Annotated in this window: 18 protein-coding genes, 1 tRNA gene and 1 other annotated feature; of the genes, 4 read left to right on the forward strand and 15 right to left on the reverse strand. The window is 36.1% G+C overall.

From position 1 onward, the window contains the following. Position 1 precedes the first annotated feature (1 nt). The 8 genes from AB3K24_RS05700 to AB3K24_RS05735 all read right to left on the reverse strand — a co-directional run bounded on the left by AB3K24_RS05700 (position 2) and on the right by AB3K24_RS05735 (position 5,664). Positions 2-532: a YutD family protein gene (locus tag AB3K24_RS05700; protein WP_367974230.1), complete on the reverse strand. Its 531-nt coding sequence runs from the start codon at positions 530-532 to the stop codon at positions 2-4. Between the two features lie 26 nt (positions 533-558). Then, positions 559-1,911, reverse strand: a complete 1,353-nt coding sequence (locus AB3K24_RS05705) for a bifunctional metallophosphatase/5'-nucleotidase (protein WP_367974231.1) — start codon at positions 1,909-1,911, stop codon at positions 559-561. A gap of 140 nt (positions 1,912-2,051) precedes the next feature. Beyond that, positions 2,052-2,498: a hypothetical protein gene (locus AB3K24_RS05710; protein WP_367974232.1), complete on the reverse strand. Its 447-nt coding sequence runs from the start codon at positions 2,496-2,498 to the stop codon at positions 2,052-2,054. A 1-nt stretch (position 2,499) separates the two neighbouring features. After that, the gene (locus tag AB3K24_RS05715) at positions 2,500-3,594 is read right to left on the reverse strand and encodes an aminopeptidase P family protein (RefSeq protein ID WP_367974233.1); all 1,095 of its coding nucleotides are present in this window, start codon (positions 3,592-3,594) and stop codon (positions 2,500-2,502) included. A 152-nt stretch (positions 3,595-3,746) separates the two neighbouring features. Further along, positions 3,747-4,064 (reverse strand): 50S ribosomal protein L27, encoded by a 318-nt coding sequence (gene rpmA, locus AB3K24_RS05720; RefSeq protein WP_010391368.1) that lies wholly within the window; start codon positions 4,062-4,064, stop codon positions 3,747-3,749. Between the two features lie 28 nt (positions 4,065-4,092). After that, complete coding sequence (gene rplU, locus AB3K24_RS05725; RefSeq protein ID WP_367974234.1) at positions 4,093-4,392, reverse strand: 50S ribosomal protein L21; 300 nt, start codon at positions 4,390-4,392, stop codon at positions 4,093-4,095. A gap of 11 nt (positions 4,393-4,403) precedes the next feature. Next, positions 4,404-4,487 (reverse strand) — a sequence feature (ribosomal protein L21 leader region). A 51-nt stretch (positions 4,488-4,538) separates the two neighbouring features. Continuing rightward, complete coding sequence (locus AB3K24_RS05730; protein ID WP_367974235.1) at positions 4,539-5,114, reverse strand: TetR/AcrR family transcriptional regulator; 576 nt, start codon at positions 5,112-5,114, stop codon at positions 4,539-4,541. Between the two features lie 31 nt (positions 5,115-5,145). Further along, complete coding sequence (locus AB3K24_RS05735) at positions 5,146-5,664, reverse strand: molecular chaperone (protein ID WP_367974236.1); 519 nt, start codon at positions 5,662-5,664, stop codon at positions 5,146-5,148. A gap of 117 nt (positions 5,665-5,781) precedes the next feature. Between AB3K24_RS05735 and AB3K24_RS05740 the strand changes: the two genes are divergently transcribed. Next, positions 5,782-5,855, forward strand: a tRNA-Arg gene (locus AB3K24_RS05740). Between the two features lie 495 nt (positions 5,856-6,350). On the opposite strand, the gene AB3K24_RS05745 is transcribed toward AB3K24_RS05740, so the two are convergent. The 5 genes from AB3K24_RS05745 to AB3K24_RS05765 form a co-directional block, all read right to left on the reverse strand. Then, positions 6,351-6,671: a DMT family transporter gene (locus tag AB3K24_RS05745; protein WP_367974237.1), complete on the reverse strand. Its 321-nt coding sequence runs from the start codon at positions 6,669-6,671 to the stop codon at positions 6,351-6,353. 97 nt (positions 6,672-6,768) lie between these two features. Beyond that, positions 6,769-7,260, reverse strand: a complete 492-nt coding sequence (locus AB3K24_RS05750; protein ID WP_367974238.1) for a MepB family protein — start codon at positions 7,258-7,260, stop codon at positions 6,769-6,771. A 45-nt stretch (positions 7,261-7,305) separates the two neighbouring features. After that, entirely contained in the window at positions 7,306-7,965 is a 660-nt protein-coding gene (gene trmB, locus AB3K24_RS05755; protein WP_367975583.1) for a tRNA (guanosine(46)-N7)-methyltransferase TrmB, read from the reverse strand. Positions 7,966-8,016: 51 nt separating this feature from the next. Further along, positions 8,017-9,276, reverse strand: coding sequence for an ABC transporter permease (locus AB3K24_RS05760; protein WP_367974240.1), 1,260 nt, complete (start codon positions 9,274-9,276; stop codon positions 8,017-8,019). After that, positions 9,266-10,003 (reverse strand): ABC transporter ATP-binding protein, encoded by a 738-nt coding sequence (locus tag AB3K24_RS05765; protein ID WP_367974241.1) that lies wholly within the window; start codon positions 10,001-10,003, stop codon positions 9,266-9,268. The genes AB3K24_RS05760 and AB3K24_RS05765 overlap by 11 nt, the downstream gene beginning before the upstream one ends. Positions 10,004-10,074: 71 nt before the next feature. Here AB3K24_RS05765 and AB3K24_RS05770 point away from each other — a divergent pair, with 71 nt between their 5' ends. From AB3K24_RS05770 to AB3K24_RS05780, 3 genes are read left to right on the forward strand one after another with little or no spacing between them, the layout of a single operon-like run. Next, on the forward strand, positions 10,075-10,506 hold the full coding sequence (locus AB3K24_RS05770) for an HIT family protein (protein WP_367974243.1): 432 nt from the start codon (positions 10,075-10,077) through the stop codon (positions 10,504-10,506). A 1-nt stretch (position 10,507) separates the two neighbouring features. Beyond that, positions 10,508-10,747, forward strand: a complete 240-nt coding sequence (locus AB3K24_RS05775; RefSeq protein ID WP_367974245.1) for a hypothetical protein — start codon at positions 10,508-10,510, stop codon at positions 10,745-10,747. Between the two features lie 54 nt (positions 10,748-10,801). Then, on the forward strand, positions 10,802-11,710 hold the full coding sequence (locus tag AB3K24_RS05780) for a peptidyl-prolyl cis-trans isomerase (protein WP_367974247.1): 909 nt from the start codon (positions 10,802-10,804) through the stop codon (positions 11,708-11,710). Positions 11,711-11,760: 50 nt separating this feature from the next. Here AB3K24_RS05780 and AB3K24_RS05785 read toward each other — a convergent pair whose 3' ends face one another. Then, positions 11,761-12,705, reverse strand: a complete 945-nt coding sequence (locus tag AB3K24_RS05785) for a 3'-5' exoribonuclease YhaM family protein (RefSeq protein WP_367974248.1) — start codon at positions 12,703-12,705, stop codon at positions 11,761-11,763. A gap of 14 nt (positions 12,706-12,719) precedes the next feature. Beyond that, complete coding sequence (locus AB3K24_RS05790; RefSeq protein WP_367974250.1) at positions 12,720-15,086, reverse strand: ATP-binding protein; 2,367 nt, start codon at positions 15,084-15,086, stop codon at positions 12,720-12,722. Positions 15,087-15,090 lie beyond the last annotated feature (4 nt).

A 15,090-nucleotide genomic window follows, 5' to 3' on the forward strand; every position in this document is an offset into this window, starting at 1 on the left:
GTTATTTTTGTTTAATTGTAAATGCCCGTTTATTCGGCTTTTTTTTATTTATCTGTTCTTTTTGATGCGGTGTCGTACTCGTGTTGCCCTTATTTTGGTCTTTTTCAGGCGTACGCTTATGATTATTTCTGTGTGATCGTTTATTATTTTTAGGACGATCTTCTTGTTCTAATTGGCGTGGCGTTGTATTTTCTAAGACAAAATAGGGTGCACCAAAATTAACATATTCATACAAATAGTCCTGCAATGTCTCTATTTTGTCTTGATTTGGTACATGCTTGTCATTGTGATAAAAACCTTTTAACCTTAGTTGTTCAGCCGAAATGTCCCCAACGATATAATCATACTGTGCTAATAGCGGTGTATAACGTATGGCCAATTTTTCAGTGGTAAAGGCATCTTTAAAGTCTTCGACTAGCTCTAACGTTAACTTATCAATGTCTATTTTGTTACCTTGCCGCATAACACGATACGCCATTTTACGTTCTTCTTGTTGCAATAATGTTTGTGTTTTTAACGATTCTCGATCCATCAAATTACCTCTCTTTTAACAGTAAATTAAGTGTTACTGTATTTTTTCTTGTAGTATTGCGCCATCAATTCTCTTAATAGTATATGCAATTGAATTGTCACTGGTGCTTTTTGTATCACAGGGAAAAATGGTACCCATTTATAATGATCAAGTGTCGCAATTTGATAATCTTGATGACGTTGAATCATTTTACCTTGATAAAAAATTTGGCCATTTTGATGTCGATCAATACCATCAAAACGCATATATCCAAAAATCTTACCACGGAAACCACTACCTTTCATAGCTAACGTAGACAACCATTCTTGTTGTCTATCAAGTTCTTCAAATAAATCAACAATATCCTGGCCTTTAAGCGTCATGACCATCGGATTAATCGCATGCGGCATACTTTCAAGTAATTCATACTGATTTAACTCGCCTTTTGGTAACTCCTCAACAAACATGCCAGTTGACAGCATAGCTGCAGGGACATCGAAATATTGTTTTAATGCTCGCAATGCATCATAACTTTGTTCATCGCTTGTTATATCTCGTGGTAATCGCGTAACAAGTCGTGATTCTAACAATGTCTGTCCACTTTTTAACAGACCATGAATTAAATTATAATCCTCGTCATTTTCTGCCATTTCATATGTTGGTGTTGTTATGGCTTCTTTACTAAGTACGCGACCGTCATCTGAAATTACTAATGAAATGTCACCGACATGTTCACCATAACGCCCTGCAGCAGCCAACAATGTCCCCTCAACCATTTTACCATGCTCTAGCAAATGATGCGTATGTGCACCAATAATAATGTCAATATCATACTTTTTTCCCAGATGCTCATCTGTTGGTAATCCTAAATGTGATAGCAGGACAACAACATCTGCCTTTTGACGCAGCACTGGCAATAATTTATCAAGCGTGTCATCCACATCATATGGTTCCCACCCAAGTGCTGGATAGGTTAATTTATAGGGTGCAGTTAGTCCCAGAACAGCAATTTTATGCCCTAAATGAGTTGTTATAATTTTATATTTTTTAGCCCAATTCGGCTGCGTTTTATCAGGAAATTCTTTTAAATTACTCAACAAAACATCAAAATTAGCCGCATCATACAAATGATTCATGGCTTCATGAGACAACACTAATCCTTCATTATTCCCAATTGTAACACCATCATAGTGCCCTTCATTCATCAATTGTACGTTACCCTGCCCCATTGTTGCATCGGTGTACGGGTTCAAACGATCAATCGCATCCCCAATATCAAATGTATAACTTTGTGTATATGTTTTTTGCTTTTCCAATAAAAATCGTCGTATGCGTGGCCAATTTTCAAAATGTGAGTGCATATCATTCGTATGCAGCAAATGTATGGTCTCAGTTCCCATCTAATCTCTTTCCAATATCATAATACAGCATGGTACGTTAAACTGCTATATCATTTACTTTTTTCATTTTTTGACATCTATTTGTTACCTACTACTATTCTACACCAACTATACAAAAAAGCGCTGCGAGATGCAGCGCTTTATTGACCGAATTTGTACAAAAATTCTGTGAAATCCTGTAAATTAGCCGGATAGGCATTCAGACCCCAAATCATGCGCTCGCGCTCACCAGGCGCCTTAAAACGTACGCCCCATTCGTCATTCAAGCTTGGTTCAGTTTGAGAAGGACCGGGATATTCCGTCATCCAAGTATTAATATAAGTCATGGCTTTACTGGTAAATTCATTCCATGATGTCGTCATGTCAGTCCACTGTTCACGATAACGCCAATTGAAAGGTTCCCCCGTTTGATTAAAATGAGGATTGTAAAAATCAAAGTCTACATCTGCAATGTTTTTTGCCTCTTGATGCTTATCTTTACTTTGCCAAAAAGCATGCCCCTCATGTCGTTTGATATAAACATAATCAAAACCAGTCACTAAATTACCACGATAAAACACTAAAAAATCTAATCGTGTCTGTGCCATATTAACCCGCGATCACAATTAATTCTTTAGTCAGGTCATTTGTCAGATTTTCATACCCGCCGGTAGTAACAATGATATCATCTTCAATACGGACGCCGCCTTTTCCAGCTAAATAGACACCAGGTTCAATAGTCAAAAGGTGTCCAGCCTGCAATTCATCACTTGATTGCGCGCTTAGCGCCGGACCTTCATGAATAGCCAGTCCAACACCATGGCCTGTCGCATGGTTATATTCTTGACCGTAACCATGAGCAGTGATGTAATCACGGGCAACACGATCAACTTCACTCCCAGAAATGCCTGGCTTTACAATCGCAATGGCGTTTTCATTTGCTTGTTTAACAATGGCATAAATTTCTTTTAGCTCATCACTTATGTTGCCAATTGCAATTGTTCGGGTGATATCAGAAGTATAGCCATTGACATAATAACCAAAATCAATTGTAACAAGCTCACCATTTTCAATGACTTTATCTGTTGCCTCACCGTGAGGCAATGCTGCACGGTAACCCGAAGCGACAATTGTATCAAAAGATGCCTTTTCAGCCCCATATTTTTTTTGTAAACGATCCAACTCATTTGCAACTTGTCTTTCAGTCATTCCCTGCTTAATTGATGGAATTAAGTCATTAAATGCTTTTATAGATGCAACTGCTGCTTGACGTAAGGCAGTGAGTTCAGCTTCATCTTTCACTTCACGTAATGTTTCAATAGCAAACGGCAATGCATCAAACGACATATCAGCTGGAAGCAATTCATCAATATAGTCATAAATATTATATGGTAAATCTGCTTCAAAAGCCAAATTTTTAATATTAAATGCAACTGCTATTTCTACTGCCTCTTCATAATAAGCCCGGGTTATTTTCAAATCAACGCCTTTTGGTAAGCGCGTTTTATAGTCTGCCTCATAGCGCGCATCAGTTATCAAACTTGCTGTATCAGGACCGATAACGACTACACCATCACCTGTACCACCAGAAAATCCTGTCAAATATTTCAAGTTATCACCTTGGTACACAATCATACCATCAAGGTTTAGTTTTTTAAGTAATTTTTGCAATTTGGCAATACGCACTTCAAAATATTTTGTCATGTATGACACTTTCCTTTTCATTTAATCATTACTTTTAATTATATCACAAGCTTATATTGCTAATTCGTACTTCAATCATCTTTTAGTATGAATAATTCTAGCACCTGTAGCGTACAAAAAAAAGAACAGCAAGCTGTCCTTTTTAATTTTGCTTACTTTGCAGCAGCCAAAATTTCGTTGTATTGTTCACGTGAGTAAACAGATACTTGGCGCTTTTCGCGACCCTTACGTTCGAATCTAACAACACCATTTGTTAATGCAAATAATGTGTCATCTCCGCCCTTTTTAACGTTAACACCTGGATAAATGTGTGTACCACGTTGGCGATAAATAATTGAACCAGCTGTCAAATCTTGTCCATCAGCAACCTTAGTTCCTAAACGACGACCAGCTGAGTCACGCCCGTTGGCTGAAGATCCGCCACCTTTGTGGTGAGCGAACATTTGTAAGTTTTCTTGATTCATCAACATAAGTCTATTTCTCCTTTACAAGTAATAATTACGCGATTGAATCAATCTTCACGCGTGTATATGGTTGGCGGTGGCCTTGCTTAGAATGCATGTTCTTCTTGGCCTTGTACTTGAAAGTAATAACTTTCTTTTGCTTACCCTGCTTTTCAACAGTACCAGCAACTTTAGCACCTTCAACAAAAGGTGTACCAACCTTGCCATCAATCAAAACAACTTGGTCAAAAGTTACCTTTTCACCTTCAGTTGCATCCAACTTTTCGACGAAGATTGTGTCGCCTTCAGCGACTTTATATTGTTTGCCGCCTGTTACAATAACTGCATATGCCATTATTGAATTCTCCTTATACTTAGACTCACCATTCCAGGCGGGTCAGCTCTAGTCTGACACGTACTTCAACCTGTTCCGAGTGGTTGTAGCTCTGCTAACAACCTATCAATTATAACAAAAACCAACAAGGCCGTCAATATATTTTTTTATTTAATACTGTCAAAATCAAATAAACTCAATCCTGTTTGTGTCCAACCAGTTGTATCGATACGTAATACTTCTACAAATTCTTGTAACAATTTAGTTTGTGCCACGTTCATATTTTCCGACAACCATTTTGAAATCAATGCCCAATAACCGCCCACGATAATCTCCCATTGAAACATTTGACGACGATATAAATCATCATCTTCAATAATTCCTAATTGCGCCTGCATCTGCATTCTCATTCGGGAAATGAGTGTTTTAATGTAACGCGAATCACGACGTAAATTAAGTTCCACGTTATAAAAGGCTGCCTGATCACTGACAGCTTGAATCATTTTAGCAACATGAAATTTGCCTTGTGTGTGTTGGATAAAATCCATTATTAATGTATGATGTACTTCGGAAATAAGGTGTTCTTTATTTTGATAATACTTATAAAAAGTACCCCGAGTCACATTTGCACGATGCAATAATAAGGTAATTGAAAAATTGGGTTGCGTCGTCAATAACATAATTGCCGTTTCTTCAATATTTTTTTTCGTCCGTAAAACACGTGCATCTTCTTTCTTAACCATAACACCTTCCCAAAAAGTATACTAATAGGCTTTATTCCTCGTTTTTTGCACCTATTCTATACGTTGCCGCTTCAATGTTTAGATCTACTTTCATTTGTGTGACAATCTCAGCACGCTGCGCAGAACTTTTGTTCATTGCATTTACTGCCATCGTGATAATCGTGTCAAATTTATCATGAAAACGCGAAGCCACACTACTATCAATATTATAATGGCCTTTTTTGGCGGCTTGAACAATTGTGATAATACCAGTTTTCCCATAAAGTGCATCACGTAAAGCCTGAGAATCGGTATTACTCAAGTTACTACTATTGTGCTTAATGATTTGATTTCCTGACTTTTCAACAACAGTCATTGTTTTAGCATCTTTATAATCAAACTTATCTAATGCCGAAATAAATGTTTTAATACTGTGCCGAGATTGCTCTAAATGCCGATAATCTGTCCTTGGCATTGAAACACCCGCATATTTTGGTTGTTGATTAACTGTTGTAAACGCCACTATCAGCGCTACAAAGACCACGCCTAAGGCGATAAATGCTTTTCTCATATGTTAAATCCCTCGTGTTTTAATTAACTATAGTATACTATAATTCATTAAATTAAAAAAATAGATAAATTAAATCTTTGATAATGACTGTTTATATGCTAATATATATAATGTACTGCGCTGGTAGCTCAGCTGGATAGAGCAGCCGGTTTCTACCCGGCAGGTCGTGGGTTCGACTCCCTCCCAGCGCATTTTAACCGTTTTATCAGGATGACTGGTAAAACGGTTTTTTTATTTAAAATCTTTGGTACGACTGAGTTTTTGTCGTGTTTAAAACATGTATGAACAGGTACTAACAATGATGAATAAGTACAAAAAATAGCACTGAGTGCTACAAAAGTGCTACATATTTATTCCTAATATATACTAGGTAAAATTACTACAAATAAAAAACCAAGCAGGTATGATAAAAAGAATTCACATTGGGAGAATGTGAGTTCTAGGAGGAGAACCTGCTAAAGTTCTATGCTTAATTATGCCTTATTTAGATTATTTAAATGTTAAAATGCACCTTGATTTTCATTTTATATTTTTCTGTCATACTGTGTAGACACGCCACCTCTCATCAGGTGGTTTGTCTATGTCAGGTGGTTTGTCTATGTCAATCAAAAAAACGCTCCCAACAAAGCATGATCTAACGTGGTACATTTTTTGAGTTGTGATCAATCTTTAAAAAGTAACTGCCATTACTCTCCAGCAGTTACTTTAATACCAATAATTGCAACGACTAATAAAATAATAAAAAACCAAGTAATTGGTGGGAATTTATCGTGAAATAGCATGACACCAATGACCACTGAACCAACCGCACCAATACCTGTCCAAATTGGATAGGCCAAACTAAATGGTAAATATTTAACTGCTTGTAACAAAAATACCATACTCGCAACCAAGCCAATAACAGTTAAGGTTGCCCAACCAACTTTTGTAAAACCGTTACTTAACTTCATAGTTGTTGACCAAAGTACTTCTGAAAAACCTGCAAGTAACAAATAAATCCAAGGCATATAATAATTCTCCTATCACACGTTTTTTACTTCAAAATATACACATCATACAATAAACAGCATGTGGTGATGCACAATTTGAACGGACATTTTTTATTCAACTTGTATACAATTGTTGTATTTTAGCGTAATCAATCAAATCCTTTGATAAATCAATAAAATAAGGCTTTTGCCATTGTTGCGTTTTTAAAGCTGTTTTGTTTAGCTCTTTAATCCAATCAGGATAAATTCTTAATGCCATTTTTCCTTTTGAGTTCGTAGATACTAATATTTTTTCTTGCGCCAATATCGCTTTGGGAAATACAAACTGCCCTTTATTGTCGGAATCAATCATATTAATGATTAAAAAATTCGGACTACTGTCATAATCAAACGGTTTATTTTTGCCCTGACTATCTTTTTCCCAAAAAGCAACAAAATAACCTTTTTTTGTCGGCGTCTTTTTTGCTAAACGACTGCGATACGTTTTACTTTTAAGACGAAACCTGAACCCTTCATATACGCTATTTTGCGATTCTTCACTGATTTGCTCAATATTATCAGTTAGTTTATCTGTGGCACTATTTATTAGCTGAATTGACTGATTCATAATGGCTACCAATTTCCTTTTAATCTTACTGACATAAAAATATTTCTAAAAGTGCGCCTTAATCTTATAAATAGGTTGACCTTTAGCCATAAACTTCTGTTCGTACTCAGTTTCTATATTGCCTAAAACTTTTACATCATCTTGATGTAAATCTAGCGTATAGTCATCCTTTGTCCAACGCATACCATAATTCATGAAGCTCACCATTGAATACTCAAATAAATGACGATTGTCTGTTTTAAATTCTACTTCGCCATGTTCAGGTAAAATAGCTTCATATGATTTCAAAAAAGATTGATAGGTTAAGCGGCGCGATTCATGGCGTGTTTTGGGCCATGGATCGGAAAAATTAAGATACAATTTAGCAACTTCATTTTTTTCAAAGTAAGTTTCTACACCATTACCATTGCCGTATATATAGCGTAAGTTAGGTAGTTTGCCACCTTGCTCAAAACTTTTACGCGCAGCAATAGCGATTGCTGTTTCTTGAATTTCCATGCCAATATAATTTATTTCGGGATGCGCGAGTGCCATACCAAGAATAAACTGTCCTTTTCCAGAACCAATTTCAATATGAATAGGCTGATTTTCGTCAAATAGCATTTGCCATTTGCCAATTTGTTCCGTCGCTTGTTTTTGACTAATAACGATATCAGAGTGCGCTGTTAACCAAGCAGACGCCCACGGTTTTGCTCGAAGATGCATATTATTTCTCGGCGTGCTTGAACTCATGCAAACACGCTTACTTTCTTTTATTTATTTTATCTTTTTTGGTACATAAACACGGTCCAATAAAAATCCGATAATAAACATGACAACTGCTACAGCAATTGCTGTTAGCCAACCATGTCGCCAGCTAACAACTACAAACAAAATTGTTGTCATATACATCATCTGCTTAGTCAATTGCCTAAAAGCTTTTTGTTTCGTTTTTTCATCTGTTGGTAATAAACGTGTCCACAAATTTTGTTTGGTGTTTGCATAAATTGGCACCATCTGAAAAATTATGAGATACATTGTTAATGCTGCAATGGTTGCAATCAGCCAAGTTGGCACGCCCACTAACGCATATATGACAATAGCGCCAACTACTTCTAATCTCAGCAATAGTGGTAACATTTCAGCATCACGCACCAATCGTACCAGATATAAACGATACATGATTGGTTGGTGGTTTGTCAAAGCTTTAATCATAAAATCTAGATATCGCCGCCGTTTAATTGTCCTAGGTTGGTTAGGTACTTCAGCAAATGTTGCATAGAAATGTAACACGCGCTGTTCATGTGATATGGCTTGCGGTATGATTTTCAGCCAATTAAGTGATAATTTTTCAGCCTGTTTGTCATTAATATAAAAAAAATAACCAATTAGCAGCATCAAAATGCCACATAAAAAAGTAGCTATCCAAGTAAGATTTGATGGCAGCTGCAAAATAAGTGCTAATATTATGCCAGGCACAACGCCATTCAACATGGCATACTTAATCTGGCTATGATTTGCAAACATTGTCATACGTGGCTTTATAAATAAGCTATCGCGTATTAACAGTAACAATAACCACTTATAACTTAACGTAAACAATAATAATGTCCCTATACGCCAGAATGAGAAAATATGTGTTTGCCACAATACAGGAACCAATATAGCAGCAAAAGCAATCTGCCACAACGACGCATACAACGTACTAAGCACGATACTGCGCTTCATATAATTTTTGGCAATTGCTAGATCGTTACTTAATAAATAAAGGCGATCAGCAGGTTTAAAGTAAGTTACTAATGTACCCATTTGTAGCCCGATAAGTAACCATAAAACGTCAAAAAATTGCCACCATGGTGACTGCCACATTGCTATAAACTGTGGTGAAACAACTAATTGTCGATAACCCAGAACACTAGCGCCAAAAGTAATCAGAAGAAATACGACAAAATGATCGTTAAAGAGTAATTTTAAATACTTAATATTGGTATTTTGTGCACGAGCAAAGCGTTGCCTAAATAAATCGTTAAGTTTCATCAGTGGCCTCTTGCATTAAATCAAAAAAATCATCCAAGCTATCTAATGTCAAACCATGTGCATCTGCCAACGCTGTCGGTGTGCCAGAAAATGATACTTTCCCGTCACGTAATACAACGAATCTATCAACAAATTTTGCAGCAGATGCCAATAGATGCGTTGTCATCAGCACACTATTACCTTTTTCTGACTGCTCTCGAATCAGACGGACAACATCTTTTTGTGCTAATGTATCTAACCCTAAAAAAGGCTCATCAACAATTAATAGCGGCGCATTTAACATGAATGCAGAGACTAACATCACTTTTTGACGCATACCCTTTGAAAAATGGGTAGGTAACCACTGTAATTTATCTTCTAAACGAAATATTTTCAATAGTTCAAGTACCCGTGACCAGGTTAAGGTGTTATCTATCATATGCGCTGACAACATCAAATGTAAATGCTCGCCCAACGTCAACTCGTCGTACAAAATTGGTTGTTCCGGAATGTAAGCAATTTGCGACTTAAAAGCAGTGGGTTGCTGTGATAAAGAGACATCATTTAACACCAGTGTCCCCTGTTGCGGCTGTAACTCACCAATGATATGATTAATAGTCGTTGACTTGCCAGCACCATTTAAACCAATCAAAGCGACAATTTCACCATTAGCAACTTCAAATGACACATCTTTCAAAACTGTATTACCGACATAACCGCCGGATATTTTTTTTATTTTTAATCCCATACAATCTATTATAACAGGCATAATGTGTTATTTGGTATAATGAAAGTATCAAAACGAAATGAGGTTAACACATGACTATTTTTGATAAGATTGTTGCTGGCGACATACCAAGCTACAAAGTTTATGAAGATGCTGACGTACTAGCATTTTTGGATATTTCACAGGTCACACCGGGCCACACCCTTGTTGTACCAAAAAAACATGTTGCTGACATTTTTGACTACGACGACGTTCTTGCTCAAAAGGTTTTATTAAAACTGCCTATGATTGCTCGGGCCATTAAAGCCAGTAATGATCAAATCACTGGTATCAATATCCAATCTAATAACGGTCTCTCAGCGGGACAAACAGTATTGTACTCTCATTGGCACCTTATACCGCGTTACGATGATGATGGGCTCACTTCTAAGTTGGCACCAACAATTGATCATAGTGCTGATTTTTCTGCAGATAAATATCAGGCAATTGCTCATGCCATCTCGGCACAATTCAGGAAGGATTGATATGAAATTATTTGATAACATCAAGCACTTAGCAGCACAGCTTAAAACAATTGCTGCCTTAATAAAAAAACTACAATCACAACAACAAATTTTGTCTGATCAACTCGTAAAAGCTCAGCATGTTCGCGATGATATTCAAATCGACATCGAGAAGATGAATTTGAAAAACGAGCCACACTTGAAACACATTCAAGAAACAACTGATCATCTCAATGCTGAACTAGCAAAGTTTAAAGCGTAATAGTTGTTTTTATGGTAAACTATTCAAATACTAATCAGAAAAGGGAAACAGAACATGCGTAAATTTATTTGGGGGCTGCTAGTTATTATATTTATCGGTGGCCTTGTCTTTTTGAGTTTAAATTCATCAAAAACATTGATGACATCGAATTCAGGAAAAATTACAGAAAAACAATTTATTAACGACATCAAAAAATCTTCAGCTGGTCAACAAGAATTTGCTAACATGACTATTAACAAGGTACTTGATGATCAATACGGTAGCAACATATCAAAGACAGACGTTCAAGATGCTTTTGATACACAAAAAGCGCAATATGGTGCCTCATTTAAAAGTGTACTAGCCTCAAACAATGCGACCGAAGAGCAATTCAAAACGAATATCAAAAATAATTTGGTTATGAATGCCGCTGTTAAAGCTAATTACAAGGTAACAGACAAGCAAATTGATCAAGCCTATAAAGATTATCATCAAGACACAACCATCTCAATGATCACTGCGAAAGATGAAAATGCTGCGAAAGAAGCCATTGAGGCGTTGAAGTCAGGTGATAGCTGGAACACTGTTTATAAAAAGTATACAACTGAAAAGACATATACTAGTAAAAATGGGCAACTACCAGCATTTGACTCAACAAGTACAAGTATCGATGCAGCTGTTCAAAATGCTGCCTTTAAACTAAGTAAAACAGGCGACTATTCAAGTTCTCCTGTAACCGGTTCAAATGGTGGTTTCTATGTCATTCAATTAGACAAGACAACTAGCAAACCAAGTTTAAACAGTGTCCGTAGTAAACTATCAGACAGAGTTGTATCAACTTTCTTGAATGATCAAAAAAATACAACAAAGATTCAAACAATCATTGGTAAAATTTTACGTAAAGAAAACGTGAATGTTAAAGATTCTCAATTAAAAAATGCTTTAAATGCTTACATGACAGCAGGTATTTCATCATCTAAGTAACCAAAAAAGATACGCCTATAAAAAGGCGCATCTTTTTTTATAACCATAATTTATTCTGACGTTTTATAAAACCTTCTATTATCAAGACCAAAAATACGATCTGAAAATGTATTTTTATCTGTTTTATCAAGCGCTGCCGTCATCATTTGAATACCTGCATCTATTTCGTCTAACTGATGTAAGACTTCTGCCTCCATAACAGCAGGTCGCACTGGCGAGCCATATTCTAATAGACCGTGATGTGCTAAGACAACATGACGTATTAAAACCATTTCTTCTGATTGCAAATCAAAGTGCAACTCATGAGCTGCTAAAACAATTTGCTCATCGATTAATGTGATGTGTCCTATTAAATTACCGGAAATAGTATATTGTGTCGCTATTGGACCAGATAGTTCAATCGTTTTACCTAAATCATGTAATAAAGCCCCTGCTATCAATAATTCAGAATTTAATTGGGGATATTGATTTGCAAGATTTCTGCTTAACTTGGCAATGGACAATGAGTGAAACGCTAGCCCACCTGCAAAGGCGTGATGATTTGACTTTGCTGCAGGATAACGTAAAAATTGATCATGATATATTGAAAAGAGCTTCCGTACTAGCCGATTCCAAGTTGGATTTGTTATCATCAGAATGAAATCACTCAATTCATCATTCATTTCCTCTTCTTTAATGGGGGCATGAATCATAAAATCAGCTGGATTATCTGGTTCACCAGCTTCTGATAAACGCACATTTGTAATTTGAACCTGTGGTTTATCCTGATAGGCGCCACGTACACCTTGTAATTTGACAATTTTTCCTGGTACTAACGACTTTGTCTGCTCGTCTGTTGCATCCCACAAATTACCAGGCAAATCACCTGAGCGATCAGAAAAAATTAAGTTCAAATATGTTTTTCCAGTTTTTGTTAAACGAATATCAGCACTTTTGATCAATGAAAAGGAATCAATATGCTCTGTATCCTTATATTCCGTCAATAATTTAGCCATTAGGTTCCCTCTTTTTACAAGTTTATCACATTAATTTTCGCCAAATGTGAAAATGACGTTGTAAAATAAAAAATTTGTTGTTGCCCAGCAATTTCTTGTAATATATCAATCATTGTTTGTCGTCGTGTTGCATCAAAATTAACAAAACCATCATCGATCAACATCGGCACAGCTATAATATCTGCTACAACAAGGCTTAAAGCCAAACGTAGCGCTATATATAATTGTTCTTGTGTCCCTGTTGATAATTCAATCACACGATATTTTTGACCTGTTTCACTAATAAGACTCAGATCGTCTTTAACAAATTGAATAGCAACATACTTACCACCAGTAAGACGCTTAAAATAATTCGTTGCTGTGCTTTTCATTTTTGGAAAACGATTCTGCGTTGCCAATTGCAATGCGTGATCAATCCACTTGACCACCATTTTTTCTGCTATATAATCGCCAAATTGGTCAATTAAAATTGTTTGTTCATCAGCTAAATTTTGTTGTAAAGTTAAAAATTGATCATCACTTGTTCGTTGATGTTGTTGCGCCTGCATATCGGATAATTGTGCTTGCAATATTAAGCTCTGTTGTTGTGTTTGTTCTAATTTTTTTTGTAACAATACTAATTGCTGATTTAACGCTGTTTCATTATCTACCTCATGCAATTTTTTAATCGCTTCAGGATTGAATTGTTGCATGATATCAGCATGCCGCTGTTTTTTTTGACTTTGATCAACATATTTCTGCTTTAAATCTAACAATTCTTGTTCCGTCAATACATGATATTTTTTTAGAATCTCTTGCTGGTTAGAAACTTGCTGTACTAAGTTATCTTGGTGTTGTTTGATCTCTGTTAAAATCTGTTGTTGTTTTTGCGCGACTAGTAACGCATTGTTTTGTGTCTGCATATGTTGCTGATCATTATTGTGTATCAGTGCAACAATCACAGTTTCAAATTCATCATCGTTTAATTGCACTTTAAAATGGTCAGCAATGGGTTGTAGTTGGCGCATGATTTGATATTTTTGATCAAAAATATCTGCCTCAATCACTACAAGTTGACGCTGCCACTCGGATAATTGCTTCATATCTGATTGAACCAACTGTATCTCTGAAAAAGACATCATATGATAACGGTTTTGTAGCTTATTGAGAATTTTATGGTGTGCCTGAAAAATATAATAACCATATATAATTATTAACAACGCTACGACAACAAGTGGTTTAAACGTGAAAAAAGCTACGATACCAATAATAATGCCAACTAATATTACCGGTATACTGTTATTTTTATTGGTTACTGTTTTTTGTTCTGTGTCAGTTAGTAATTCTGGTACTTTTTTATTTGGAAACCGTTCACGAAGGCGATTTTCATTGGCTTTAATAGCCGATTTTTGGTGAACTAATTCCTGTAAATGATGTTCCGCAACTTGAATTTTTGCTAACGTTGCTGTTGCATCGTATTCTGCAACGGAATCCGCAGTTAATCGTGAATCAGCGGCTAGTTCATTCAGTTCACTTACCTTTTTTTGATGCATCTCAATCACAACTTTTAAACGCTGTAATGATAATATATCTTCATCTGCGACAGGCAGCACCGATGACATAATTTTGGTTTGTAATACTTGTGCTGATTGATAAAGTTGGTATTGCTGAACCATATTTTTTAGTTCTTGAACATCACGTGTTAGCTTTCGGACTTCTTCGTGATTTTGAGATAAAGTTTGCTGCAGTGTTGCAATATTTTCTTCAGCAGAGATATATGTCGTCACCTCAGCATCCTTAGATAACAATATATCAGTATGTTCTTGGTATTGTTTAGCAGCAATATTTAGCGGACGCTTCCCCGTTGCTCGCTGTGCAAATTGTTTATTCGCATCTTTTTCAAGGTCATTGATAACTTCAAGCCACCCAGTACTGCCAACAGCACCAATATTTAACAATAGTTTTTGTAAATCAACTGCTTTCAACTGTGACATCTTTGCTAAATCTTGCTGACTAAAATTAAAAATGTTATCAAATATGTCTCTATTTAATGGTGCCAATTGATCAGCTAACCACTTTTCTGGATCCGCAACAGTCAATTGATTAGATAAATACGTTATCGTTAGTTCTGATTTTGTTCGCCCAAGACGTGTGATTTTAACAACAGTGTTATCAAAATCAGCGATGAGACTGCCACCATAATGACTGCCATCTTTTGGGTCATAAACATTTGTATTACCTTTTTTTGACGGAAAACCAAATAGTATACCGACAATAAATGCACGTAAAGTCGATTTACCAGATTCATTTTTACCAGCGATCACCTGTAGGTCATCGGAAAAATTAATTTTTTTTTGTGACCAGCGTCCGAAACCACTAATTTCTACTTGCTTTATTCTCATTATT

Source organism: Leuconostoc aquikimchii (assembly GCF_040838325.1).
Classification (GTDB): domain Bacteria; phylum Bacillota; class Bacilli; order Lactobacillales; family Lactobacillaceae; genus Leuconostoc; species Leuconostoc aquikimchii.

What these genes read in the sequence shown, in the direction of transcription:
- AB3K24_RS05735 (WP_367974236.1), bottom strand. Translation starts at nt 5,664, where the DNA reads ATGAGAAAAGCATTTATCGCCTTAGGCGTGGTCTTTGTAGCGCTGATA.
- AB3K24_RS05745 (WP_367974237.1), bottom strand. Translation starts at nt 6,671, where the DNA reads ATGCCTTGGATTTATTTGTTACTTGCAGGTTTTTCAGAAGTACTTTGG.
- AB3K24_RS05775 (WP_367974245.1), top strand. Translation starts at nt 10,508, where the DNA reads ATGAAATTATTTGATAACATCAAGCACTTAGCAGCACAGCTTAAAACA.
- AB3K24_RS05760 (WP_367974240.1), bottom strand. Translation starts at nt 9,276, where the DNA reads ATGAAACTTAACGATTTATTTAGGCAACGCTTTGCTCGTGCACAAAAT.
- AB3K24_RS05790 (WP_367974250.1), bottom strand. Translation starts at nt 15,086, where the DNA reads ATGAGAATAAAGCAAGTAGAAATTAGTGGTTTCGGACGCTGGTCACAA.
- AB3K24_RS05750 (WP_367974238.1), bottom strand. Translation starts at nt 7,260, where the DNA reads ATGAATCAGTCAATTCAGCTAATAAATAGTGCCACAGATAAACTAACT.
- AB3K24_RS05715 (WP_367974233.1), bottom strand. Translation starts at nt 3,594, where the DNA reads ATGACAAAATATTTTGAAGTGCGTATTGCCAAATTGCAAAAATTACTT.
- AB3K24_RS05705 (WP_367974231.1), bottom strand. Translation starts at nt 1,911, where the DNA reads ATGGGAACTGAGACCATACATTTGCTGCATACGAATGATATGCACTCA.
- rplU (WP_367974234.1), bottom strand. Translation starts at nt 4,392, where the DNA reads ATGGCATATGCAGTTATTGTAACAGGCGGCAAACAATATAAAGTCGCT.
- AB3K24_RS05730 (WP_367974235.1), bottom strand. Translation starts at nt 5,114, where the DNA reads ATGGTTAAGAAAGAAGATGCACGTGTTTTACGGACGAAAAAAAATATT.
- trmB (WP_367975583.1), bottom strand. Translation starts at nt 7,965, where the DNA reads ATGCATCTTCGAGCAAAACCGTGGGCGTCTGCTTGGTTAACAGCGCAC.
- rpmA (WP_010391368.1), bottom strand. Translation starts at nt 4,064, where the DNA reads ATGTTGATGAATCAAGAAAACTTACAAATGTTCGCTCACCACAAAGGT.
- AB3K24_RS05710 (WP_367974232.1), bottom strand. Translation starts at nt 2,498, where the DNA reads ATGGCACAGACACGATTAGATTTTTTAGTGTTTTATCGTGGTAATTTA.
- AB3K24_RS05700 (WP_367974230.1), bottom strand. Translation starts at nt 532, where the DNA reads ATGGATCGAGAATCGTTAAAAACACAAACATTATTGCAACAAGAAGAA.
- AB3K24_RS05765 (WP_367974241.1), bottom strand. Translation starts at nt 10,003, where the DNA reads ATGGGATTAAAAATAAAAAAAATATCCGGCGGTTATGTCGGTAATACA.
- AB3K24_RS05785 (WP_367974248.1), bottom strand. Translation starts at nt 12,705, where the DNA reads ATGGCTAAATTATTGACGGAATATAAGGATACAGAGCATATTGATTCC.
- AB3K24_RS05770 (WP_367974243.1), top strand. Translation starts at nt 10,075, where the DNA reads ATGACTATTTTTGATAAGATTGTTGCTGGCGACATACCAAGCTACAAA.
- AB3K24_RS05780 (WP_367974247.1), top strand. Translation starts at nt 10,802, where the DNA reads ATGCGTAAATTTATTTGGGGGCTGCTAGTTATTATATTTATCGGTGGC.